At 62.0% G+C, this 22,060-nt stretch carries 21 protein-coding genes and 1 pseudogene; 10 read left to right on the top strand and 12 right to left on the bottom strand.

The window, feature by feature from the left end:
* The first annotated feature begins 237 nt into the window (after positions 1–237).
* On the top strand, positions 238–1,146 hold the full coding sequence (locus ACB042_RS02850; RefSeq protein WP_064337771.1) for a LysR substrate-binding domain-containing protein: 909 nt from the start codon (positions 238–240) through the stop codon (positions 1,144–1,146).
* Positions 1,147–1,152: 6 nt separating this feature from the next.
* Here ACB042_RS02850 and ACB042_RS02845 read toward each other — a convergent pair whose 3' ends face one another.
* Positions 1,153–2,088, bottom strand: a complete 936-nt coding sequence (locus tag ACB042_RS02845; RefSeq protein ID WP_371177743.1) for a LysR substrate-binding domain-containing protein — start codon at positions 2,086–2,088, stop codon at positions 1,153–1,155.
* 192 nt (positions 2,089–2,280) lie between these two features.
* On the opposite strand from ACB042_RS02845, the gene ACB042_RS02840 reads away from it, so the two are divergent.
* From ACB042_RS02840 to ACB042_RS02825, 4 genes are all read left to right on the top strand, one after another.
* The gene (locus tag ACB042_RS02840; protein WP_204483708.1) at positions 2,281–3,018 is read left to right on the top strand and encodes an isochorismatase family protein; all 738 of its coding nucleotides are present in this window, start codon (positions 2,281–2,283) and stop codon (positions 3,016–3,018) included.
* Positions 3,019–3,077: 59 nt separating this feature from the next.
* Positions 3,078–3,977 (top strand): pirin family protein, encoded by a 900-nt coding sequence (locus tag ACB042_RS02835; protein WP_371177742.1) that lies wholly within the window; start codon positions 3,078–3,080, stop codon positions 3,975–3,977.
* Complete coding sequence (locus ACB042_RS02830; protein ID WP_371177741.1) at positions 3,974–5,233, top strand: CynX/NimT family MFS transporter; 1,260 nt, start codon at positions 3,974–3,976, stop codon at positions 5,231–5,233. Before ACB042_RS02835 ends, ACB042_RS02830 begins: the two co-directional genes overlap by 4 nt.
* Before the next feature lie 100 nt (positions 5,234–5,333).
* On the top strand, positions 5,334–6,236 hold the full coding sequence (locus tag ACB042_RS02825) for a LysR family transcriptional regulator (protein ID WP_005352600.1): 903 nt from the start codon (positions 5,334–5,336) through the stop codon (positions 6,234–6,236).
* A 124-nt stretch (positions 6,237–6,360) separates the two neighbouring features.
* Here the strand turns inward: ACB042_RS02825 and ACB042_RS02820 are convergent, their stop codons facing one another.
* Complete coding sequence (locus tag ACB042_RS02820; protein ID WP_335844351.1) at positions 6,361–7,251, bottom strand: LysR family transcriptional regulator; 891 nt, start codon at positions 7,249–7,251, stop codon at positions 6,361–6,363.
* A gap of 101 nt (positions 7,252–7,352) precedes the next feature.
* Here ACB042_RS02820 and ACB042_RS02815 point away from each other — a divergent pair, with 101 nt between their 5' ends.
* The 4 genes and pseudogenes from ACB042_RS02815 to ACB042_RS02800 all read left to right on the top strand — a co-directional run bounded on the left by ACB042_RS02815 (position 7,353) and on the right by ACB042_RS02800 (position 10,758).
* On the top strand, positions 7,353–7,991 hold the full coding sequence (locus ACB042_RS02815) for an NAD(P)-dependent oxidoreductase (RefSeq protein WP_021231373.1): 639 nt from the start codon (positions 7,353–7,355) through the stop codon (positions 7,989–7,991).
* Positions 7,992–8,416: 425 nt separating this feature from the next.
* A pseudogene (locus ACB042_RS02810) lies at positions 8,417–9,176 on the top strand (isopenicillin N synthase family dioxygenase); the annotation flags it as partial.
* Positions 9,177–9,257: 81 nt separating this feature from the next.
* Positions 9,258–9,461: a hypothetical protein gene (locus ACB042_RS02805; RefSeq protein WP_371177835.1), complete on the top strand. Its 204-nt coding sequence runs from the start codon at positions 9,258–9,260 to the stop codon at positions 9,459–9,461.
* 133 nt (positions 9,462–9,594) lie between these two features.
* On the top strand, positions 9,595–10,758 hold the full coding sequence (locus tag ACB042_RS02800) for a PLP-dependent aspartate aminotransferase family protein (protein ID WP_371177740.1): 1,164 nt from the start codon (positions 9,595–9,597) through the stop codon (positions 10,756–10,758).
* A 109-nt stretch (positions 10,759–10,867) separates the two neighbouring features.
* On the opposite strand, the gene ACB042_RS02795 is transcribed toward ACB042_RS02800, so the two are convergent.
* The 3 genes from ACB042_RS02795 to ACB042_RS02785 all read right to left on the bottom strand — a co-directional run bounded on the left by ACB042_RS02795 (position 10,868) and on the right by ACB042_RS02785 (position 14,124).
* On the bottom strand, positions 10,868–12,532 hold the full coding sequence (locus tag ACB042_RS02795) for an AMP-binding protein (RefSeq protein WP_371177739.1): 1,665 nt from the start codon (positions 12,530–12,532) through the stop codon (positions 10,868–10,870).
* Positions 12,533–12,630: 98 nt separating this feature from the next.
* Positions 12,631–12,909 carry a YfcL family protein gene (locus ACB042_RS02790; RefSeq protein WP_005333639.1) on the bottom strand — a complete coding sequence of 93 codons (279 nt, stop codon included), beginning with the start codon at positions 12,907–12,909 and terminating at the stop codon, positions 12,631–12,633.
* Between the two features lie 99 nt (positions 12,910–13,008).
* Positions 13,009–14,124: an ATP-NAD kinase family protein gene (locus tag ACB042_RS02785; protein WP_371177738.1), complete on the bottom strand. Its 1,116-nt coding sequence runs from the start codon at positions 14,122–14,124 to the stop codon at positions 13,009–13,011.
* 120 nt (positions 14,125–14,244) lie between these two features.
* Between ACB042_RS02785 and ACB042_RS02780 the strand changes: the two genes are divergently transcribed.
* Positions 14,245–14,982 carry a TerC family protein gene (locus ACB042_RS02780; RefSeq protein ID WP_042083356.1) on the top strand — a complete coding sequence of 246 codons (738 nt, stop codon included), beginning with the start codon at positions 14,245–14,247 and terminating at the stop codon, positions 14,980–14,982.
* A 95-nt stretch (positions 14,983–15,077) separates the two neighbouring features.
* Here ACB042_RS02780 and ACB042_RS02775 read toward each other — a convergent pair whose 3' ends face one another.
* The 7 genes from ACB042_RS02775 to ACB042_RS02745 form a co-directional block, all read right to left on the bottom strand.
* Positions 15,078–15,566, bottom strand: a complete 489-nt coding sequence (locus ACB042_RS02775; RefSeq protein WP_005333642.1) for an OmpA family protein — start codon at positions 15,564–15,566, stop codon at positions 15,078–15,080.
* 35 nt (positions 15,567–15,601) lie between these two features.
* Positions 15,602–16,831 carry a diguanylate cyclase domain-containing protein gene (locus ACB042_RS02770; RefSeq protein ID WP_005361161.1) on the bottom strand — a complete coding sequence of 410 codons (1,230 nt, stop codon included), beginning with the start codon at positions 16,829–16,831 and terminating at the stop codon, positions 15,602–15,604.
* Positions 16,828–17,385, bottom strand: a complete 558-nt coding sequence (locus ACB042_RS02765) for a YfiR family protein (protein ID WP_371177737.1) — start codon at positions 17,383–17,385, stop codon at positions 16,828–16,830. Before ACB042_RS02765 ends, ACB042_RS02770 begins: the two co-directional genes overlap by 4 nt.
* Positions 17,386–17,574: 189 nt before the next feature.
* A complete protein-coding gene (gene tyrR, locus ACB042_RS02760; RefSeq protein WP_005333656.1) occupies positions 17,575–19,122 on the bottom strand; it encodes a transcriptional regulator TyrR in 1,548 nt (515 codons plus the stop codon).
* Positions 19,123–19,270: 148 nt separating this feature from the next.
* Positions 19,271–19,609, bottom strand: a complete 339-nt coding sequence (locus ACB042_RS02755) for a 4a-hydroxytetrahydrobiopterin dehydratase (RefSeq protein ID WP_042052889.1) — start codon at positions 19,607–19,609, stop codon at positions 19,271–19,273.
* 52 nt (positions 19,610–19,661) lie between these two features.
* Complete coding sequence (phhA, locus tag ACB042_RS02750; RefSeq protein ID WP_129503874.1) at positions 19,662–20,456, bottom strand: phenylalanine 4-monooxygenase; 795 nt, start codon at positions 20,454–20,456, stop codon at positions 19,662–19,664.
* A 153-nt stretch (positions 20,457–20,609) separates the two neighbouring features.
* Positions 20,610–22,040 (bottom strand): gamma-aminobutyraldehyde dehydrogenase, encoded by a 1,431-nt coding sequence (locus ACB042_RS02745; RefSeq protein WP_371177736.1) that lies wholly within the window; start codon positions 22,038–22,040, stop codon positions 20,610–20,612.
* Between the last annotated feature and the right edge of the window lie 20 nt (positions 22,041–22,060).

Here is a 22,060-nt window from a genome sequence, read left to right as displayed (position 1 = left end):
GATGATTTAGCCATCCAGATGTTTACACATCCAAAATGACAAGATAAGGTGACGCTGGCTATTGAATCCTCTTCAAGTGGCTCTCAAATAATCCTCAACTGACCGCCGAACAGGTTCACCGCGAGGATACAGAGGCCGATTTTTAGCGGTGCAAGAGGTGCCGGAGTCAAGAAGCGCAGCAGGGTAACCGCCGACCGCAACCTCAGCGCCATACGCAATCTCACAAGGAGCCATCTTATGGCAGTGCCAAGCAATGCAGGGATAGAGATCAAACACTTGAAAACATTGACCGCGCTGGCCGAGCAGGGCTCGCTGGCCGGTGCGGCGCTGACCCTCAACCTCACCCAGTCCGCCCTCTCCCACCAGCTCAAAGAGCTGGAGACCCGCCTCAATCTGGAGCTCTACCTGCGCAAAAGCCGCCCGCTCGTGCTGACCGCGGCAGGCAGCCAGCTGCTCGCCCTCGCCCGTCAGGTGTTGCCTGCGCTATCCCAGACCGAGAAACAGCTGCAGGCCCTGCAGAGCGGCGATGCGGGCAGGCTGCATCTGGCGCTTGATTGCCACAGTTGCATCCAGTGGCTGTTGCCGCTGTTGCCCGATTTTCGCCGCCAGTGGCCTGGGGTGGATCTGGAGGTGGAGTCGGTGCCGGGCTTTGATGCCATCAATGCCCTGCTCGGCGGCCAGCTCGATCTGCTGCTCACCTCGGACGTGCAGGCCCGCGGCGATCTCCACTTCGAGCCGCTCTTTGCCTTCGATCTGACTCTGGTGATGGCGCCGGATCATCCCCTCTGCCACCGGAGCCACATCGAGCCGGGCGATCTGGGGCCGGAGGTGCTGCTGGTCTACCCGGTGGAGCGCAGCCGCATGGATATCTTCAGCCGCTTTTTGCAACCCGCCGGGGTGGAGCCCGCTCGCTGCAAGCCGGTGGACAACACCTCGGTGATGCTGCAAATGGCCGCCGCAGGACTCGGCGTCGCCGCCTTGCCGCGCTGGGCCAGCGACGAGTTTGTCAGACAGGGGATGCTCTGCGCCCGTCCCCTCGGGAGCGGTATTCGTCGCCATATGTATGGCGCGGTGCGGGCCGCCGATCGGGATCAAGCCTGCCTGCAGAGCCTGTTCGAGCGCATTCGCCGCAAGATGGAGGGATAGCCCTCCTCAGCGTGGCTGACCGACCTCTGCCAGCAGTGGAGGCAACTGCACCTTGATAAAGTCGATGAGGGCCCTGACCGCCGGTGACAGACCGCGCCGCGCGGGATAGAGCATCACCAGCTTGCCATCTTTGGGACGCCACTCGGGTAGCAGTTGTTGCAGCCGCCCATCCGCCAGCTCATTCACGCAGGCGTAAAGTGGCAAGCCCACCATCCCGAGCCCCGCCAGCGCCGCCTGTTTGAGGGTTTGCACATTGTCGCTGCGCAGCAGCACATTGACCGCCACCTCCTCACTCTCCCCGCTATCGTGCCGCAGCCGCAACAGATCGGCCTGACGCTCCAGCGAGCTGAAAAGCAAGGCATCCTCTCCTTCCAGCTGCCGTGGATGCGCCAGCGCATTGTGGCGCGAGAGCCACGCCGGGGTCGCCAGCACGCCCCACTGCACCGTGCAGAGCGGCACCTGCACCAGGCTGGAGGGGGCCTGCTCGAAGGCCACCCCGCGGATCACCACATCCAGACCCTCCTCCAGCAGATCCACCTGCCGATTGCTGGCTTGCACGGCGAGCCTCACCTTGGGGTATTGGGCCATAAAAGCGGGCAGCAAACGGGCAAGCAGCGCATCGGCAATGGTAATGGGCACGCTGATGCGCACCAGACCGCTCGGCTCCTGCTGCCGTTGCCGCACAGCCGCCTCTCCGGCCTGCGCCTCAGCCAACATCGCCTGACAGTGGCGATAGAGCACCTCACCGGCATCGGTCAGGCTGAGCTGGCGCGAGGTACGTTGCAGCAGCCGGGTATCCAGCCGCTCCTCCAGCAGCCGGATCCGGCGCGAGATCCGCGACTTGGGCACGCCAAGCGCCCGCGCGGCGGCAGTGAATCCCTGTCGCTGCACCACATGGGTGAAGAGATAGAGATCATTCAAATCAAGTTCCAGTGGTGTCATCGGGCTGCCTTGGTCAGGGTGAGGTGCATTCACATCGTTCCACCAATAGAACGATAAGAACCTATTTCACCAGATTGTCGCCATTTTTGCAGCCATCATAATGGCCCTGTCCCCATCAGATGGTTGCTGCACGGGCAATCCGCCCCACCAGCAAGGTCCGTTTGACTGTTCCGATATCACAAGGAGTTCACCATGAAACTGCGACAAATCTGCTCTGCCACCCTGCTCGGTCTGGCGACCCTGACCGCCACGCTGGCCACCACAGCGACACCGGCCATGGCCGCCGATGCTGCCAGCCATCCGACCGTATCACCCAACCGCTATCTGGAGATGCTCTCCCGAGACAATGCGGTACTGCTGCTGGTCGACCATCAGGTCGGCTTGCTGAGCGGCGTGCGCGACACCACGGTGGGCGAGCTCAAGCACAACGTGGTGGCGCTGGCCAACGCCGCCCGCGCCCTCGGCGTGCCGGTGATCGTGACCGCGACCATGCCCGATGGCATGTGGGGCCCCACCATGCCTGAACTGACCAGTGCCCTGCCGGATGTGAAGGTGATCAACCGCACCGTCATCAACGCCTGGGACGATCCTGCCGTGCGCGCCGCCATTGAGAAGACCGGCCGCAAACAGCTGATCATCGCCGGGGTATCCCTCGAGATCTGCGCCAGCTTCCCGGCCCTCTCTGCCAAGGCTGCCGGCTATGATGCCCGGGTGGTGCTCGATGCCTCCGGCACCTTCAACGAAGCCAAGCGCACCACTGGGCTGCAACGCTTGCTGGGGGCCGGTATCCCGGTCACCGACTACGCCTCCGCCGCGGTCGAGATGCTGCGCAGCAACGTCGACCCCAAGGCGCACGATGTCTACAGCGCCCTCGACATGCCTTTCGCCACCCTGGTGTGGCAGATGCAAGAGGGTGCCAAGAAGTCGTAACTCGCCCCGCCTTCGGTCAGATGACCGAAGGCTTCTTTTGTCTTCAAGAGGTTATATCGATGCCCAGACGCCTGACTCTCTCCGCCCCCGTCAAGGGCCAACCACTGCGTATTGGCAGCGGCTTTGCAGCCAGCCATTTTGGCGAACACTTTTTCAACGGTCTGATAGACCCCGTGGTGATGGTGGATCACTTCCAGATGACCGCCCCCACCTTCGAGCCCCATCCCCACGCCGGGATCTCTGCCGTCACCTATCTGTTCGAGGATTCGACGAGCCCCCACGTCAACTACGACTCTCTCGGCAATCAGGGCCCCATCGAACCGGGCGCGCTCCACTGGCTGGCGGCCGGGCGCGGGGCCGTACATACCGAGCAGCCGGAAGGGGCATCCCCCTATGTCCACGCCCTGCAGATCTTCGTCAACCTGCCTGCCCGTCAAAAGATGATGTCGCCTTTTGCCGTCCACGCAGCCGCTGCCACCATCCCCGAATTTCATGGCGAAGGGGTGAGAGTACGGGTGGTCGCAGGCCACAGCAACGGGATAACGGCACCACACTCGGCAGCGCTGCCCCAACCCTTTACCCTGCTCGATGGCCATTGCGCGCCCGGCAGCCGCTTCACTCATCTGCTGGCGGCAGGCTGGAATGCCATGATCTATCCCCTGACCGGATCGCTAACCCTGCAGGCGGAGGGAGAGCGGCACCTCATCCCGGCAGGTCACGGGATGGGTGTCAGCCTCTCTGCCGATGGCGGCGAGGCGATGGCTCTGCAGCTTGAGGCCACCGAGCCCTGCCACTTCGTGCTGCTCTCAGGCCAGGCGCTCAATGAACCCCTGGTCAAACATGGCCCCTTCGTCATGAACAGCCACGACGCCATTGCAGATCGGCTGCATGCCTATCAGCACGGCGAATTTGGTCAGCTCAACGATGAGTGGCTGCGCAACGGCCAATATCGGCCATGAGCACGCTCGCTGGCCACCAGCCACAAAGCACGCGCTGGCCTCTGGTCTTCCTCGCCATTTTTGCCGGTGCCAGCGGCGCCCTCTGCCTTGGCAAAGTGCCCGCCGTACTCGGCATACTGCGCAACGAGCTGGGGCTGACACTGGTCGAAGCCAGCTATCTCGCCTCAGCTTTCAATACGCTGGCGATCCTATTCAGCCTCTTTCTCGGCCTGTTGCTAACCCGCTGGAGTGGGCGGCAAACCGGGGTTGTCGGGCTTTTGGTTATCGTCACAGGCGGTGCGTTGGCGCTGCCCGCCACCGGGCTGGCCATGATGCTGCTGTCGCGCATTGTCGAGGGGATTGGCTTTTTGCTGGTCTCGGTGGCCATGCCCGCCTTTATCGTGGCGGTGACCCGGGAGGAGGATAAACGGCTGGCCATAAGCCTGTGGGCAGTCAACCTGCCTCTCGGGGCGGCAGCGGGTATGCTGCTTACTCCCTGGCTCACGGCACAAGGTGGCTGGCGACTGGCCTGGCTGATCCTGATGATCCCGCAACTCTCTGCCCTGCTGCTTCTGCTCGCCAGTCGCTCGGCAGATGGGCTGCGGGTCGGGGGGCCCCAAAGCGCGGCTAACGCAGGCCGCCCACTGCGCCAGCTCACGGTGCTCCGACAACTGACACTCTGGCGCTACGGGTTGGCGTTCACGCTCTACAGCCTGATGCTCTGGGCGCTCTTTGTCTGGCTGCCAACCATGTTGCAAGGCAGCCCCGGGATTGGCCAAAGCCAGATCGCCCTGCTCTCGGCGCTGGCGGTGGTCGCCAATATTCCCGGCAACCTGATGGGGGCATGGCTGCTGCGCCGGGGCGTAGCACGAGATCGGCTCATCAGCTGGGCACTGGGTCTGATGGCGCTGTGCGGCATGCTCGCCTTCTGGCCCGGCCTGTCGCCGTGGTGGGCCTATGGATTGTGCCTCGTCCTCTCCCTTTCGGGTGGCATGGCGCCGCCGGCGATCCTCTCGTCTGCGCAGGGAGTGAGTCAGGGGCCGGTGCAACTGGCCATCGTGCAGGGCTTTTTTGTCCAGCTCGCCAACTTCGGTCAGCTGCTTGGCCCCCTGTTGCTGGCGGCCCTGATGACGGACAGCGGCCATTGGGGAAGCGCTCGCTGGCTCTTTCTGGGCGGCTTGCTGCTGCTCGCGCTGCTCTATGCCGCGGGCCACCTGCCGGGCTCAAGCATGGCTGCAAAACAGGCTCGATCGCATTCGCAGCAAGATGGAAGATGACGAATAGAGAGGGAAGCATCACAGTTATCGCAGGGAATGCTGGCCGGACAAGAGGCTGTTCAGTATGTTAACTGTTTAATCATGCTTAACGGTAGCCACCATGTCTCAAGTCGATCTCAATCTCTTTCGCGTCCTCGATGCGGTGATCCGCTATGGTGGTGTCACCACGGCCGCCGAGATGATGGAGATGACCCCCTCGGCCATCAGCCAGGCCATCAGCCGCCTGACCACCCTGGTGGGCGAGCCGCTGTTTGTCCGCCAGGGACGCGGCATCACCCCCACGGCGCGAGCGCTCAGTCTGCACCACGAGATCATGGTGCCGCTGCACGACATGGAGCGCAGCCTGCAGCGCACCGATCTCTTTGATCCCCAGACCAGTCGGCGCACCTTTCGCATCGCGGGGGTGCCCGATATCGATATCTTCTTCCTGCCGGAGCTCAACAACCTGTTGCAGACCCAAGCCCCCAACTGTCAGCTGGAGTGGAACACCCAGGTACAGGACGAAGCCCTGCGCCAGAACAGCCTCTATCTGCACAGCGTGGATCTGGTGCTGGCCACCAAGCCGATGGCGGAGCAGGGGATCGAAAACGAGCAGATTATGTCCCAGGCCCTGCGCATCGCCTGCCGCAAGGATCACCCCAGGATCCGCCAGGCCCCCGACATGGCCACCTTCTTCAACGAAAAGCACGTGGTATTGCAAACCAGGCGGCTCGACAGCTTGCTGCTCAACACCCTGACCAAGGCGCCGCTGCCGCCGCGCCAGATTGCCTACGAGAGCGACTCCCTGCTCACCGCTCTTCATCTGGTGAGTCGTACCGACTGGCTCTGCGTCGCCAGCCAGTGGCATATGGAGAAGCTGGGGCAGGCGCTGGATCTGGCCAGCTATCCCCTGCCCTGGCTCTCGGAGGATTGCCCCGTCTACATGAGTTGGCACAAAAGCTCCGGTCAGGATACCGGGCTTAATTGGCTCAAAGATCAGGTGCGGGCCGTCAGTTCGTTTTAAGTATGCTTAACAGTCAAGCATGCCCATCTCCTCATCCGGGCTATCGCTCTTCTCGACAAACCGCCTTATGGATAATTCCCCTTCAGGATAATCGGGGGCCTTTTCTCAACAATTAAGGCGCAGCTCATGACGACATCGTCGTGCCGAAGTAGCTGCGCAGCGCCTCCACCACCCGTCGCACCTTCTCCGGGATCTCCCGCTGCGGCGTGATGGCGTGGATCTCCATCGGTGCCACCCGAAAACCGGGCAGCAGTTCGAGCAGACGCCCCTGCGCCAGATCCTCGCCAATTTCTCCCTCCGGTTGCAGCGAGATCCCCTGCCCCGCCAGCGCAAACTGGCGCAAGGGCAACACGTTATTGCAGAGCACCTTGGCCTTGAACCTCACCCTGTGTTCGCCACCCTTTTCATCCTGCAGCAGCAAACCGTTGCCCAGCATGTCGCCGCAGAGCCAGTCGTGGGTGGCCAGATCGGCGGGCATGCGCGGCGTCCCCTTGCGCGCCAGATAGGTGGGAGCGGCGCAGAGCAGCATCCGGGTCTGCCCCAGTTTGCGGGCCACCAGGGTCGAGTCAGGCAAGGTGCCGACCCGCAGCGCCACGTCGATCCGCTCGGCAATCAGATCCCGCTTCTCGTCGTCGGCGATGATCTGAATGGTGAGGCCGGGGTGGGCCTGCAACAGCGGCGAGAGGGCCAGCGCCAGCGGCTGGCCCGCCATCCCCACCGGGGCGGTGATCCGCACTTCCCCGAGCAGGGCGTCGCGCACCTCCGAGAGGCGCAGCTCGGTCTCGCTCAGAGTCTGCTGCAACGCCCGACACCCTTGCCACACCACCTCTCCCGCCTCGGTCAGACTGAGACGACGGGTGGAGCGATGGAGCAGGGGCAGTCCGAGCAGGCTCTCCAGCTGACTGATATGCTGACTGACGGCGGAGGGGGTCATGCCAAGGGATTTGGCCGCCCCTGTCATGCTGCCCGCTTCCACCACGGCGGCGAAGATGGCGTAACGTCTGAGCTGTTCCATTATTAAATCCAGCTTATAAGTGAATGCATTTTTGAGGTGATTATTAAATCATAAATGGCGGCGTAGGATAGCCCCATTCCAACAGTGAAGGAGAGTTCCCCATGAAGATTGCCCTGATCGGTGCCAGTGGTTTTGTCGGTTCAGCCATCCTGAACGAGGCCATCAGCCGCGGCCATCACGTCACCGCCATCGTCCGCGATGTCAGCAAGGTGGCCGCCCATCCGCAGGTCACCGCCGTGGCGGTGGATGCCCAAAACCCGCAGGCATTGGCCGAGGTGCTCAAGGGGCACGATCGGGTGATCAGCGCCTACAACCCGGGCTGGACCACACCAGATATCTACGACCAGTACCTCAAGGGCGCCAACGCGATCGTCGCAGCAGCCAAAGCGGCCAACAGCTGGCTGCTGGTAGTAGGTGGCGCCGGCAGTCTGGAGGTTGCCCCCGGCGTGCAACTGGTGGATACCCCTGAGTTTCCGGCCGAATGGAAACAGGGGGCGCTGGCCGCCCGCGACGGTCTCACCGCCCTGCGTCGTGAAACCACCCTCGACTGGCGCTTTGTCTCTCCCCCGGTGTTCCTCGAACCGGGCGAGAAGCGCGGCGGCTATCGGATTGGTGGCGATCAGGTGCTCTTTAGCGGCGAACAGCCTGCCGGGATCACCGCCGGTGATCTGGCTGACGGTGTGCTGAACGAGGTGGAAAAACCAGCTCACCAGCGCCAGCGCTTTACCCTGGGTTACTGAGAGCCAGCAGGCGGTTAAGGCCAGAATACGCGGTCACTCACCTACGCACCCGGTCAGGTGAACACCCGCTCAACCAGAAGGGAGGCATCCGCCTCCCTTCTGTTTTGGCCATTTTCTGTTTTGGTCATTTTTGCCACTGGCAGCTTGCCTCTGGTTATCACTCTCCCCCTCATCATTGCCCTTTTACCTCGCAATGGCTGCGCAAAAAACCTTCAGCCCATCAGTTGCCGAATTCCATTTCGAATTTTGTGTATAACTAAGAATAATTTGTTGTTTCCGTCTTATAACACCGAACAGTAGCATCCCCTTTATCCCAGATGGCGCCACACTGTCGCGCCATCCCGTTTGCCGCTTATCAGGTCTGCCAACAGCGGAGGCAGTGCAAGAGATGGCGCCAGAGATAACGAAAGAGTGAGGAGGTGCACATGGAACATTCACCACTGCCGATCATCGATCTGGCTGCCCTCAACGGGGCGCCCGAGGTGCGTCGCCCTATGCTGGCCAGGCTGGCCGCGGCCGCCCGCGATGTGGGCTTTTTCTATCTGATCGGCCACGGCTTGAGCAAGGTTGAGATGCTAGAGACCCTGGCGCTGGCAGAGCGCTTCTTTGCTCTGCCGGAGCAGGAGAAGCTGGCGGTGCAGATGGTCAACAGCCCCCACTTTCGCGGCTACAACCGGGTCGGTGCCGAGCTGACACGCCAGCGGCCGGATCTGCGTGAGCAGTTCGATATCATGAACGAGGCGCAAGCCCTGCCTGCGGCCCTGATCCGTGAACCCTGGCAGCGGCTGGTCGGCCCCAACCAGTGGCCAACCGCCCTGCCAGAGATGAAAGCCCATCTGCTGGCGTGGCAAGATCGGCTGAGCGATATCACCCTCACCCTGCTGGCCGCTTTTGCCGAGGTGCTGGAGCAACCGGCCCAAGTGTTTGACGACAGTATTCGCGGCGCCCCCTACCACCACATGAAGCTGATTCACTACCCTGGGCAAGAGGCGGGCAGCAGCAGTCAAGGGGTCGGCGCCCACAAGGATCCCGGCTACCTGACGCTGGTGATGCAGGACAATCACTCGGGGCTTGAGGTCGAGACGGCCGACGGCTGGATCTCCGCGCCCCCCCCTGCCGGGAGCGCTGGTGGTCAATATCGGCGAGCTGCTGGAGCTGGCCTCCAACGGCTATCTCAAGGCGACCCTGCATCGGGTGGTAAGCCCGCCGCCCGGCGTCTCGCGCCTCTCCTGCGCCTTCTTTATGGCGGCGCGGCTCGATGCCACCGTGCCCCTGCTCAGCCTCTCCCCAGAGCTGGCAGCGCAGGCGCAAGGGCCGGAGAGTGACCCGACCAACCCGCTCTTTAATCAGGTGGGGGAGAACGTGCTCAAGGGGCGGCTGCGCTCCCACCCGGATGTGACGGCGCGGCACTATGGGCCGGTGGAACCAACTCGCCTCCCGCGCACTGAAAGCGAAGCGATACCGGCCTAAGCAGCGTAAAGATCCGCAGGCGGGTATATGCATAAGCCACAAGCCGCATGCACATACCCGCGCTGACAAAAACAACAAGCAACGAACAACAAAACAAGTCATGGCCAGAGCCTGGCCATCACGGAGCAACACGATGAAATTCAAGACCATGAGCGTACACAGCGGCCAGCGGATCGACCCACAGACCGGTGCCCTCACCACCCCGCTCTACCAGAGCAGCACCTTCAGCTACTTCAACGCCCAGGCGGGCAAGGAGCGCTTTGCAGGTCAGGCCCCCGGCTTTATCTACAGCCGCTTTGGCAACCCCACCACCGCCGAGCTGGAGCAGAAACTGGCGGCGCTTGAAGGTGCCGATGAAGCGCTGGTGGTGGCGAGCGGCATGGCGGCAGTGAGCGCCATCATGTATGCCCTGGCCAACAGCGGCGATGAGGTAGCCTATATCGGCCCGCTCTACGGCGGCACCGATGCGTTCCTCAAGCAGACCTTCAGCCGCGCCGGCATCAAGGTCACCGCCTACGAGAGCGATCGCGATCTGCTGGCCAATATCCGCCCCGCCACCAAGGTGGTACTGTTCGAAACCCTGACCAACCCCACCCTCAAGGTGGTGGATCCGCGGCTGGTGGTGGAAGCGGCCCGCAAGGTGGGCGCCATTACGGTATGTGACAACACCTTCCTCACCCCCTACCTGCTGCGTCCGCTGGAGCTCGGGGTCGATGTGGTGATGCACAGCGGCACCAAATATCTGGGCGGCCACGGCGACATCATCGCCGGGGTGGTGGCAGGCTCTCACGCCCTGATGAAATCGATCCGCACCGTGGCCCTCAAGCATATCGGTTCTCCCATTGGCCCGCAGGAGGCCTACCTGCTGCAGCGCGGGGTCAAGACCCTGCCGCTGCGGATGGATGCCCACCTGCACAATGCGCAGAAAGTGGCCGAGTTTCTGGCGGCACATCCGGCGGTGAAGAAGGTTATCTACCCGGGGCTTGCCAACCATCCGGGCCACGATGCTCTCAGCGCCTTCGCCAGCGGCTTTGGCGGCATGGTGAGTATTGAACTTGAAGGCGGGTTTGAGCGCTGCGCCACCCTGCTCGATAACCTGCAACTGTTCGTGCAGGCGGTGAGTCTGGGGGATCTCGAGAGTCTCGCTTGCCATCCGGCCAGTACCACCCACGCCGCCATGGACGAGGCGAGCCGCCTCGCTGCCGGAGTCAACGACGACCTCATCCGCTTCAGCATCGGGGTGGAAGATGCGGACGATCTGATCGCCGATCTGGCCGCCGCGCTGGCGCAGATCTAACCGGGCGCGCTTTTACTCGCCGACAAAACAGCGGCGAGTGATATGCCTCAAACACAACAACGGCCCATCAAGGGCCGTTGTTGTTTGTTGCGCTATGGAAAGACGGGATTTACTCCTCCCACACCACCACCTGGGATGAGGGCCAGCGATCCCCGACCTGGGCGTACTTTTGCTCCAGCAGGTGACGCTTGATCTTCATGGTGGGGGTCAGCACGCCGTTCTCGATATTCCAGGGGGTTTTCACTACCAGAATACCGCGGATCTTGGCGTGGGATTCCAGCTGATCGTTGACCCGAACCCGCGCCGCTTCCAGTCTGGCGTTGACCTCCTCCCGATTGCCCTTCATGGCACTCTCGGCCAGCTGCACCAGCGCAATGGGCTGGGGCATGCCATAACCAATCACGCAGAGCTGTTCGATAATGGGCTCCTGCCCCAGCAGTCCCTCGATAGGCACCGGCGCCACATACTTGCCCTTGGCGGTCTTGAACACATCCTTCATCCGGCCGGTGATGGTGAGATAACCCTCCTTGTCCAGCTTGCCCATGTCGCCGGTATGGAGCCACCCCTCGGCATCGATGGCCTCGGCGCTGTGCTCGGGATCCTTGTAGTAACCCAGCATCATCCCTTCGCAGCGACAGAGGATCTCACCCTCGTCGGAGATCTTGATGGTCACCCCAATCCCCGCCTTGCCGACGGTGCCGATCTTGTCAGCGCGGAACGGGTAGTTGATGGTGGAGTAGGCGTGGTTCTCGGTCATGCCCCAGGCTTCCGTCACCTTGAGGCCGATGCTCAGATACCACTCAAGCAGCGCAGGGGAGACAGGCGCGGAGCCGCAGCCGAGTACCCGGGCCTGATCCAGTCCCAACCCCTTTTGCAGCTTGCGTTTGATCAGGCCGGAGATAAGCGGGATCTTGAGCAGCAGTTCGAGTTTCTTCTGGGGCAGCTTCTCGTGGATCTTGATGCGGAACATGGCCCACAGTCGTGGCACCGAGATAAAGACGGTGGGACGGCAGCGTTTGACATCTTCAATAAAGGTGTCGAGGGATTCGGGAAAGGCGATGGTAGCGCCGCCATAGAGGCTACCGCCGTAGATGTAGACCCGCTCGGTAATATGGGCCAGCGGCAGGTAGGAGAAGCCCCGATCGGCCTGGCTCAGGCTCACCGTCTCCACCAGCTTCTCGCACGACCAGGCGTAGCGCTCGACGCTCAGCATGGCCCCTTTCGGTTTGCCGGTACTGCCGGAGGTGTAGACCAGACTCAGCAGGGAGTCAGGGGCCTGCACCGGGCTGTCAGGGATCGGCTCGTGCACTTCCAGCAGATCGTCCCACTGGTGGCTGGCTGGCATGGTGTCATATGGGAAGGCGATGCGCAGCAGATCGGCAGGCACCCCCGCCTCCTGACTCTTCCAGTCATCCAGCTTGCCGACGAAGATCGCTTTGGCCTCGCTGTGGCGCAGCACATATTCGATGGTGTCGACGTTGGCAGTCGGGTAGATGGGCACGCTCACATACTGCCCCATCTGCATCGCCAGATCGGCGATAAACCACTGGGCGCAGTTCTTGGAGAGCAGCGCCACCTTGTCACCGGCCACCAGACCGAGGTGACGCAAGGCCGTCACCATCCGCCGCGCTTCATCGGCCACTTCACCCCAGGTGAAATCGACATATTCGCGGTTGATGGTTTGACGCAGGTAGGTTCGATCAGGACACTGCCGCTCCCAGTGATAGAGCATCTCGAGCGGCAGTTTATTGGCAATGCGTGAGGAGGAGGCCATAGTTTAATCCCTGAAACAAAAGGCGAAACTTATTATTAACCTTTCACTAACTTCAGGGGAAGAATAAACTCAAACTTCAGTTTGAATTGTGTATCCGATCAAGCTTCTGCGTCTTGTTGCAAACGACTCCACATCGCCTGCACCAGTTTTTCATCCTCTTCAGAAAGCTCACCTTGCAAGATCGCCTCGTTGAGGCTGCGCAGCACATAGCTCTTGACGTCCCGCACCAGGGTCTTGCCTTCCAGCTCGGCCCGGGCAACGGCCAATGAGATATGACCTCGCAGGTAACCCCCCGCAAACAGCTCATCGTCGGTCGCGGTGGCAACCATGCTGTCGATCAGTCCCAACAACTTGTGCTCAAAATCGTGAATCGTCATGTAACGCAGCCTCATTTGCGGCAAAAAATTCGGGGGTATGGAACCGCAATCCGGTTGATTGCAGCTCTCTGGCGCCAGGCCAGCAGCGTCCTTGGCGTCCTATTCCGGGTTGGCCACCGGGTAGATGACCTGATCCTTGTATCCTGTGGTTATTCGCAGATAACCACGCAACGCCCGGTTTAATTCGGGATCATCGGTGTCCACCAGCAGCGGCCTGCCCGCAAGGGCGGCAAGCTTGGCTTTGGTTGCCAGCACCTGGATATTGTCCAGCCCGACACACCGAATCACCTCAGGACTCAATTGCTGATTTCCGCGCCCGAACAGATGTCCCTGTCCGCCTATCAGGGTAATGATCAGTCGGCAGCGACGACCGCGGATCCGGGTCAGGATCTCGGCGGCGCTGAGATCCTGCCCGATAAGTCGGCCATTTTCCACCAGATCCACACCGAGCAAAGTATTTTCCAGACCGAGCTCAGCCATACAGGCTGCCACCGTGCTGCCGGAGCCCATCAGATAGAGGGTATCGGGCTCCATCTGCTCCACCACACCGGCGGCGAGATCCGCCAACACCAGCTCTTCGGACTCCTTGCCCCCCTGTTTTACCGCCTGTACGTAACGCAGATCGCTGGGCACCTTCAGCTGGCCGTAGTGGCGGGCCCGCACCTTGCCCGCGCGAAACGCCTCCTCGTCGATGTCGCGCACCTCGGCATCGATCAGGCTGAGCAGTTCCCCTGCGATCATCCGCGCCACCACCCGCCCGCTGGCAGCGGGCGTCACCCCGTAGACGCCAGAGTGGATCTTGCACCCCGCGGGAATGCCGAGCACATGGCAGGACTCCCCCACCGCGGCGCAGATATCCCGCGCCGTGCCATCGCCACCGGCAAACAGCAGCAGATCGACCCCGGCTTCGCGCATCAACTCGGCGGCGTGGCGGGTATCATCGGCCGAGGTGCTCTCCCCGGCTGGTTGATAGATGACCCGACAGGGTAGTCCCAGAGATCGGGCTACCGTCTCCCCCATATCTCCCGCCACCGTCAGCAGTTCGAACGGGACATTCAGCTCGCACAGTAGCAACAGAGCTTGCCGCGCCCGCTCCTGCGCTTTGGGCACAGCGCCTCGGGCCAGCGCCTCGGCCACCACACCGTCACTGCCCTTGAGCCCCACTGCACCGCCAATCCCGGCGACCGGATTAATAATGAACCCTAATCGAAACATGCCTGCCTCCCTTGCGATGGCCACCATTTTTATCTTTTCCCCCCTCTGGGACAAGCAGTGGCGCCCCTGCTAGAATGCGCTGCTTCAATTTTCCAACCAATTTTCAACCAAGGTTCAATCATGCTGGAATGGGTTCTTGATCCCTCTGCCTGGGTCGCACTCGCCACCCTTACCCTGCTCGAGATCGTGCTGGGCATCGACAACATCATCTTTATCTCCATCCTGGTAGGTCGCCTGCCGGAGGCGCAGCGTCAAAAAGCGCGCATTCTGGGTCTGGGGCTCGCCATGGGTACCCGGATCCTGCTGCTGCTCTCGCTGGCCTGGGTGATGCGCCTCACCGATCCGCTCTTCACCGTGCTGGGTGAAGCCATCTCCGGCCGCGATCTGATCCTGCTGCTGGGGGGCCTGTTCCTCATCGGCAAGAGTGCCCACGAGATCCACGTCACCCTGGAAGGGGCGGCCGAGCCGGAGAGCGTCAGCAAAGCGGCCTCGGGCTTTATCAGCACCCTGATCCAGATCGCCATCCTCGATATCGTGTTCAGCCTCGACTCGGTGATCACCGCGGTCGGCATGGCCGATCACGTGCCGGTGATGGTGCTGGCCATCATGATTGCCGTCTTCATCATGATGTTTGCCGCCAAATCCATCGGTGATTTCGTCGATAACCACCCCACCATCAAGATGCTGGCCCTCTCCTTCCTCACCCTAGTGGGCTTCGCCCTGATGGCCGAGGGGATGGACCTGCATATTCCGAAGGGCTACATCTACTTCGCCATGGCCTTCTCGCTGGTGGTGGAGATGATCAACATCCGCCTGCGCAGCCATCACGACAATAACGGGCAAAATAGCGCGCAGTAACCCTGCCCCACATGCCCTCGCGACCCCAGCTGTCGCGATCAAAAAGAGCGCCGATCGGGCGCTCTTTTTTATGGGTAATGAAATGATGAGAAGGGTTATTGATCGCTGATGACGATGGCAACCCGGCGGTTGGCGGCCCGGCCCTCTCTGGTCTTGTTATCCGCCAGCGGCATGGTCTCGCCACGGCCATGGATCTCCAGATTGGCCGGTTTCATGCCGACCGAGACCAGCACATCGGCCACCGACTGGGCCCGCTTCAGGGAGAGTTGCTGGTTGTAGCTGCTCTCGCCGGTATTGTCAGTGTGCCCATCCACCCGCGCCTTGTCCAACCCTACGCCAAGCAGTGTTTTACCCAGTTTTTCAACGGATTGGCGAGTCTGGGGATTGAGCGCCCCCACGTTGTTGGCAAACAGCACCCGGTTGGCCAGATCCAGCGTCCACCCCTCATCGGTCAGATAAAAGCCCTGCTCCTTGAGCACGGCGATCTGCTCCGGGGTCAACCCCTTGGGGGCACTCTGGCAACCGGCCAGCAGTGACAACATCAACCCCAGCAGGGTCACTTTCAACAGGTGGGTGATCTTCATGGTTTGCTCCTTGTTTATGTTGTTATTCTTGCCAGTCAGGCGATGGTTTGCTGTTCGCTGCGGCGCGCCCGTTTCGCCAGATACATGGCTGCATCGGCCTGATCACACAGCACGCTGGCACTCATACCCGCCTGATAGACGGCGAAGCCGACACTCACCTCGGCCACCAGCTGACGACCGTCACGCAGCGCCACCGGTTCGCTCATCGCCTGCTGGATGCGGCCAATCACCTCTTCCACCTCATGCTGTCGCTGGAGTGGGCCAACCAGCACCGCAAACTCGTCACCACCGAGGCGAAACACCAGATCATCCGGACGCAACTGATGTTGCACCCGTCTTGAGAGCGCGATCAGCACATCGTCACCGGCGTTGTGCCCCAGCGTGTCATTAATTTGCTTGAAGCGATCGCAGTCGAGATAGAGCAGCGCAAACCCCTCTTGCTCGCCGAGGGAGATGGCCTGCGCGAGCCGCGCTTCAAACAGGGCGCGATTGGGCAGTCCGGTAAGGGCATCGTGGGTAGCCTGATGGAGCAGGCTGGCATTTTCGCGGGCCTGCTGGGCCTGCCAGGCTTGCAGCTCGTCCAGCAGGGAGTTGAAGTCATCCCCCAGCTCGTTAATCTCGACGATATCGGCCGGTGGCGCCCGCATCCCCAGGGTGCGTTGTCGACGTACCGAGTGGGCGACAAGTGCCAGTTTGCGCAGCGGTGCGGTGATGGAGACCTGCATCCGGTCGGCCACATAGAGTGCCACCATGGCGCTCAGCATCAGGCAAACTACCATCACCAGCAGCGCCGAGAGCAAAAACAGCAACAGATATTCACCGTGGCCGCGCAGCTCGATGGTGGCGATCTGCTCACCACCCCGCAGCATGGGGAGTTTGACAGGCCCCGGCATCAGCAGTTGGGCCAGATAGTCTTCGAGCGTCACCAGCGGGTTGCTTCTGGGGCGCTCCCAACTGGCGAGCAGCTGGCCATTTGTCAGCACGATAGTGGCTTGGGCCACCTCTTCCTTGGCAACGATGCCACTGAGCGCCTCGCTCGCCGCCTCCTCATCGTGGAACACCACCGCCGCCTCGGCGCTGTAGCTGATGGCGCGGGCTACCAGCTCCAGATTGTGGTCGGCGTAAAAACGCACTACCAGCAGGGCCACCAGAGTAAAAAAGAGTCCCGCCACACTGACGGCTGTGATGGCGGCCACCAGATGGGTTCGCCCCAGGCTCTGACGCAGGGTCAGACGGCGGGGAGCCGCGCTCACCTGTCGTCTCATGGGACCCCCTTGTCGGCATGGGCCAGCTTGAGCACGGCGGGATGCACCCGCACGCCGCTCAGGGCCAGGGCATCGAGGTTCACTTTAAACCGCACCCGCACGCTGTCCGGCGAGGTCTGCAGGCAGAACACCGAGCTGGTGGAACAGTCGTGGTTGTATTCGCTGATGCTAAGCACTGGGTGTCCCTGCAGGCGGGCAAACAGCGCAATCCGGGTCGGCTCGTCGAGTACCCCCAGATAGAGCACATCGCAGTGATCGCTGATGGCCGGATCGCTCGCCTCGTAACGATGGACCTGCACGGTACGGCCATTGGCTTGACGATCGATGGTAAAGAGGGCGCCGGCATATTCGGTCGGCGCCGCCACGCACATACGCAGCACCGCAGGCTCGGTGGGCCAGCGGGTGTAACTCATGATATCGAGCACCAGCTCCCTGACCGCCGTCGCCCGGCTCTCTGCGGCCGTTTCCGCCTGCGCGCGGGGCAACAGCAGGCCAAACGCAACCAACAGGAGCGCCAGACGGGCAGTTAAACGGGGGGGAAAGAGTAACAGCATGATCGGGAGGTAGTCGCCTTGACAATACCGCTGCTATGGCATTGCGGTTCGGGTACATGAACCCAGATAGTAAGTTGGCTGACACTGGCCTGACAAGTCTCACCCCGCCATCAACTACAGAGTTCGTGTAAAGAAAACGGAGAGCCCGTCTGGTAACGGGCTCTCTGGTGGCAGGCAACAAGACGGAAATCACTTCTTGCTGATGCCGTATTCTCGCAGCTTGTTGGCGATGGCGGTATGCGACACGCCCAGGCGTTTGGCCAGCTGGCGCGTCGATGGGAAGGCGGGATAGAGCCGGGCCAGCAGCTGGCTCTCGAAGCGCTTCACCGCATCGTCGAGATTCCCCTCAAACCACTCGTCGATCAGCGGCATGGTATCGGCCGCCACCGGCAGGTCGATCTGCTCGGGCCCCAGTTCATCCCCTTCCAGCAGGGTCATGGCACGGTAGAGACAGTTGCGCAGCTGACGCACGTTGCCCGGCCAGCGGTAGGCGGTCAGGTAGTCGGCCATGTTGCGGGTAAAGCGCGGGCGCGGACGCTGCAATTCGCTGGCAAAGCGAGAGACAAACTGCTGGGCCAGCACCATGATGTCTGCCTTGCGCTCGCGCAGGGGCGGCAGCGCCAGACTGAGCACGTTGAGACGGTAGTAGAGATCCTCGCGGAAGGTTCCTTCGTGCACCAGATCCAGCAACTGCTTCTGGGTGGTGCAGATGAAACGCACGTTGACCTTCACCTCTTGCTCGTCACCGACCCGGCGGAACACCCCATCCTGCAATACCCGCAGGAACTTGGTCTGCAGATGGGGAGACATGTCGCCGATCTCGTCCAGCATCAGGGTGCCGCCGCTCGCCAGCTCCAGCACGCCGCGCTTGCCCTCGGTGTTGTTGCCAAAGGCGCCGGGGGCATAACCAAACAGCTCGCTCTCGGCCACGTTATCGGGCATGGCGGCGCAGTTGAGGGCCATAAAGGGGTGGCTGGAGCGCAGGCTGGCCCCGTGACAGGCACGGGCCAGCAGCTCCTTGCCGGTACCGGTCTCACCGACAATCAGCAGCGGCGCGTCCTGCATCGCCAGTTTGCGCGCTTGCGACAGCACCTCTTTCATCTTGGGGCTCTCGGCCTGCAGATGCTCGAAGCCCCCCACTTCCACCGCATGAAGCGCGCTGAAGTGCAGGCCGACCCGACGGGCAGATTTGAGCACCACCACGGCCCCGGCCAGCGCCTGCTTGCCGCGGGCTTCTGCCACGAACAGCGGCATCAGATCTGCCAGATACTCTTCGCCATTGAAACTGAGCTTGCAGGTCTGCGGCTTGATCTCGCTCGCCTCCAGCCAGCGGGTGAAGGAGAAACCCTTGACCAGCGAACCGAGCGCCACGCCGCGTACCTCCTCCACCGGCAAGCCGAGGGTGGTGAGGGCAGACTGGTTGGCCTGGGTCACCTTGCCCTTGCTGTCGAGGGAGAAGACCAGATCCGGCAGCGCCTTGAGCAACGCCTCGATCTCGTGATGCTCTCGCTCGGAAGGCATGTAGGGGATGGTCTTGACGTCGTAGACGCCGGGAATGCGGCGGATCTCCGGCATCAGGTGCTGAAAATCACTGAACTCCAGCTCGGGAAAGTTGAGATAGATGATGCCTGAGGTATCGATTTCGATGCCGCGCAGATCGATATTGTGCTCCACCAGGCGGTCGAGCAGTTCCCGGGTCAGGCCCAGGCGGTCTTCACAGCTGACTTCAAGACGCATTCGGGACACACTTCCTAGCTAACTCTATGAATGAGCGGATAATACAGTCTCGATCCCCCCAGTGCGAGCGCCAGCCCATAAAAATGCGGGCCTGCCCCACTTTCGCAGGCAGGCCCGGGTCAACCGATGACGCTGGTGTGGGGTGCGATTACCGGAGCAACTGATCGGTGCGCGCCGCCATGATGAAGTCGTTGCGGTGTAATCCGCCGATCTTGTGCGTCCACCAGCTGACGGTCACCTTGCCCCACTCGGTCAGGATGGCCGGATGATGGAACTCCGCTTCTGCCAGCTCGCCCAGGCGGTTGGTAAACGCCAGCGCCTCCTTGAAGTTGCGAAATGTAAATTCTCGCCGCAGTTGCAGCGCCCCCTCCTCCACCAGCGGCTGCCAGTCGGGAATAAGCTGCATCAGCTCGCGCAGCTCCTCATCGCTCACCTTGGGGGCATCGGCGCGGCACGCTTCACACTGCTGGCTGGCCAGTTCGGACATGGGTTACTCCTGCTTGAATTAATGAAAATGAAATAGGGTTGTTTGCTTTTGGTCAGCTCGCCTGTTTGCCAACGGGAACCTCAAAGCGCGGCGGATAGAGGCCAAGCCGACTGGCCTCGGCCAGAGCAGCCATGATCTCCTCCCCGGTCAGCTGGTAGAGATGATCGAGACTCGGCAGCACAAAATAGGTGGGCTGCATGATGTCGATGCGATACGGGGTGCGCAGCACGGTCAGTAGATCGAAGGGTTGCAACAGCGGCTTGCCGGAAAGGGCATAGGCGGTCTCACCGATGGAGGAGAGAATGCCGCCACCGTAGATACGCAGCCCGTCGGGCGTTGCCAAGAGACCAAACTCCACGGTGAACCAGTAGAGCCGCGCCAGAAAGACCCGCTGCTCCTTGCTCGCCTGCTGCCCCAACTGACCGTAGAGGTGGGTAAAGTGAGCAAAGGCCGGATTGGTCAGCATGGCGCAGTGGCCGAAGATCTCGTGAAAGATATCCGGCTCTTGCAGGTAGTCGAGCTCGTCCCGGCGCCGGATAAAGGTCGCTACCGGAAACTGGCGGTTGGCTAGCAGGGCGAAGAAGCGATCGAACGAAATAAGCGCAGGCACCGCCGCCACCGACCAGCCGGTCGCAGGCTGCAAGACGGCATTGATCTCGGCCAGCTGGGGGATGCGATCACGGGGCAGCCCCAGTCTGTCGAGACCGGCCAGATACTCGTTACACCCCTTGCCATCGAGAGCGGCGAACTGACGTTCGATCAGGATCTGCCAGGTACCATGCTCCTCGTTGCTGTAGTGGATCACCCCGTCAGCATCCGGCTGGTGGGCGGTGTAAAAGGTTGCCATAGCGGTTCCATCCTCTGGCGCCATATCAAGGCGCCTTGCCGTTTCATCACGACTTCACTGTAACGAAATGGCAACAAAAAAAGCAGCCGACCCATGAGTCGGCTGCCTGAATCAGTTGTAAATAAATTGTGACAACCCGCTAACCAATCCCCACTACAGCTTGACCATGATATGGCGCGGCACCGTGCAATCCTCCAGCGCATAGAGGGAGAGATCCTTGCCGTAGCCCGACATCTTCATGCCGCCGTGGGGCATCTCGGAGGTGAGCATGAAGTGGGTATTGATCCAGGTGCAGCCATATTGCAGGTGGCTGGCCACCTTGCTGGCGAGGCTCAGATCTTTGGTCCAGACCGACGAGGCGAGGCCATAGTCCGAGTCGTTGGCCCACTGCACCACCTGCTCGGCATCGTTGAAACGGGTCACCGACACCACGGGGCCAAACACCTCGCGGCGCACGATCTCATCCTCCTGACGGGCCCCGACAATCAGGGTCGGCTCGAAGAAGAAGCCGTTGCCGGGACGGATCTTGCCCCCCGCCGTCACCTCCACATGACCGCTGCTCTGGGCTCGCTCGACAAAGCTGGCGACCCGGTTGCGCTGTCTGTCCGAGATAAGCGGCCCCATCTCCACCCCCTCCTCGTATTGGCTGCCCACCTTGATGGAGGCCACCGCATCGGTCATGGCGGCGACAAACTTGTCGTAGATCTTGCCCTGGGCATAGATACGGCAGGCGGCGGTGCAGTCCTGGCCGGCGTTATAGAAACCGAAGGTGCGAATGCCCGCCACCACCGCCTCCAGATCCGCATCGTCGAAGATGATCACCGGTGCCTTACCCCCCAGCTCAAGGTGGGTGCGCTTCATGGTGCGGGCGGCGCTCTGCAGGATCTTCTGGCCGGTGGCGATATCGCCGGTGAGCGACACCATCCGCACCAGCGGGTGCTCCACCAGCGGCGCCCCCACGCTTTCCCCCCGCCCGCAGATGACGTTGATGACGCCGCGAGGGAAGATCTCGCTGGCCAGTTCGGCAAGCCGCAAGGCGGTGAGCGGGGTCTGCTCGGAGGGTTTGAGCACCACCGTATTGCCCGCCGCCAGCACCGGCGCCATCTTCCAGGCCGCCATCATCAGCGGGTAGTTCCAGGGGGCGATACTGCCCACAACACCTATGGGATCGCGCCGGATCATACTGGTGTGCCCCTCGAGATACTCCCCCGCCAACGGCCCTTGCAGGCAGCGGGCCGCCCCGGCAAAGAAGCGGAAGCAGTCCACCACCGCGGGCAACTCGTCGTTGAGCACGGCCAGATAGGGTTTGCCGCAGTTGAGGGATTCGAGCGCCGCAAACTCCTCGGCGTGGCGCTCGACGAGCTCCGCCAGACGCAGCAGCAGGTTGCTGCGCTGGGCAGGGGTAGTGCGGCTCCACTGGGCGAAGGCGCGCTGGGCACCGTTCACCGCCCGGTTCACCTGTTCGAACGAGGCTTCGGGCACGGCGGCGATCTGTTCGCCGTTGGCCGGGTTGAGAATGGGTTCGGCCTGCCCCTCGCCGGTCACAAACTGGCCATCAATCAAGAGTTGGGTAGAGAGTTTCATGGTTGCATCCTTGCGCACGC

Origin of the sequence: Aeromonas sp. S13(2024) (genome assembly GCF_041402405.1) — a bacterium.
GTDB classification, from domain to species: domain Bacteria; phylum Pseudomonadota; class Gammaproteobacteria; order Enterobacterales; family Aeromonadaceae; genus Aeromonas; species Aeromonas veronii.
This window is presented reverse-complemented; position numbering and strand designations above follow the sequence as displayed.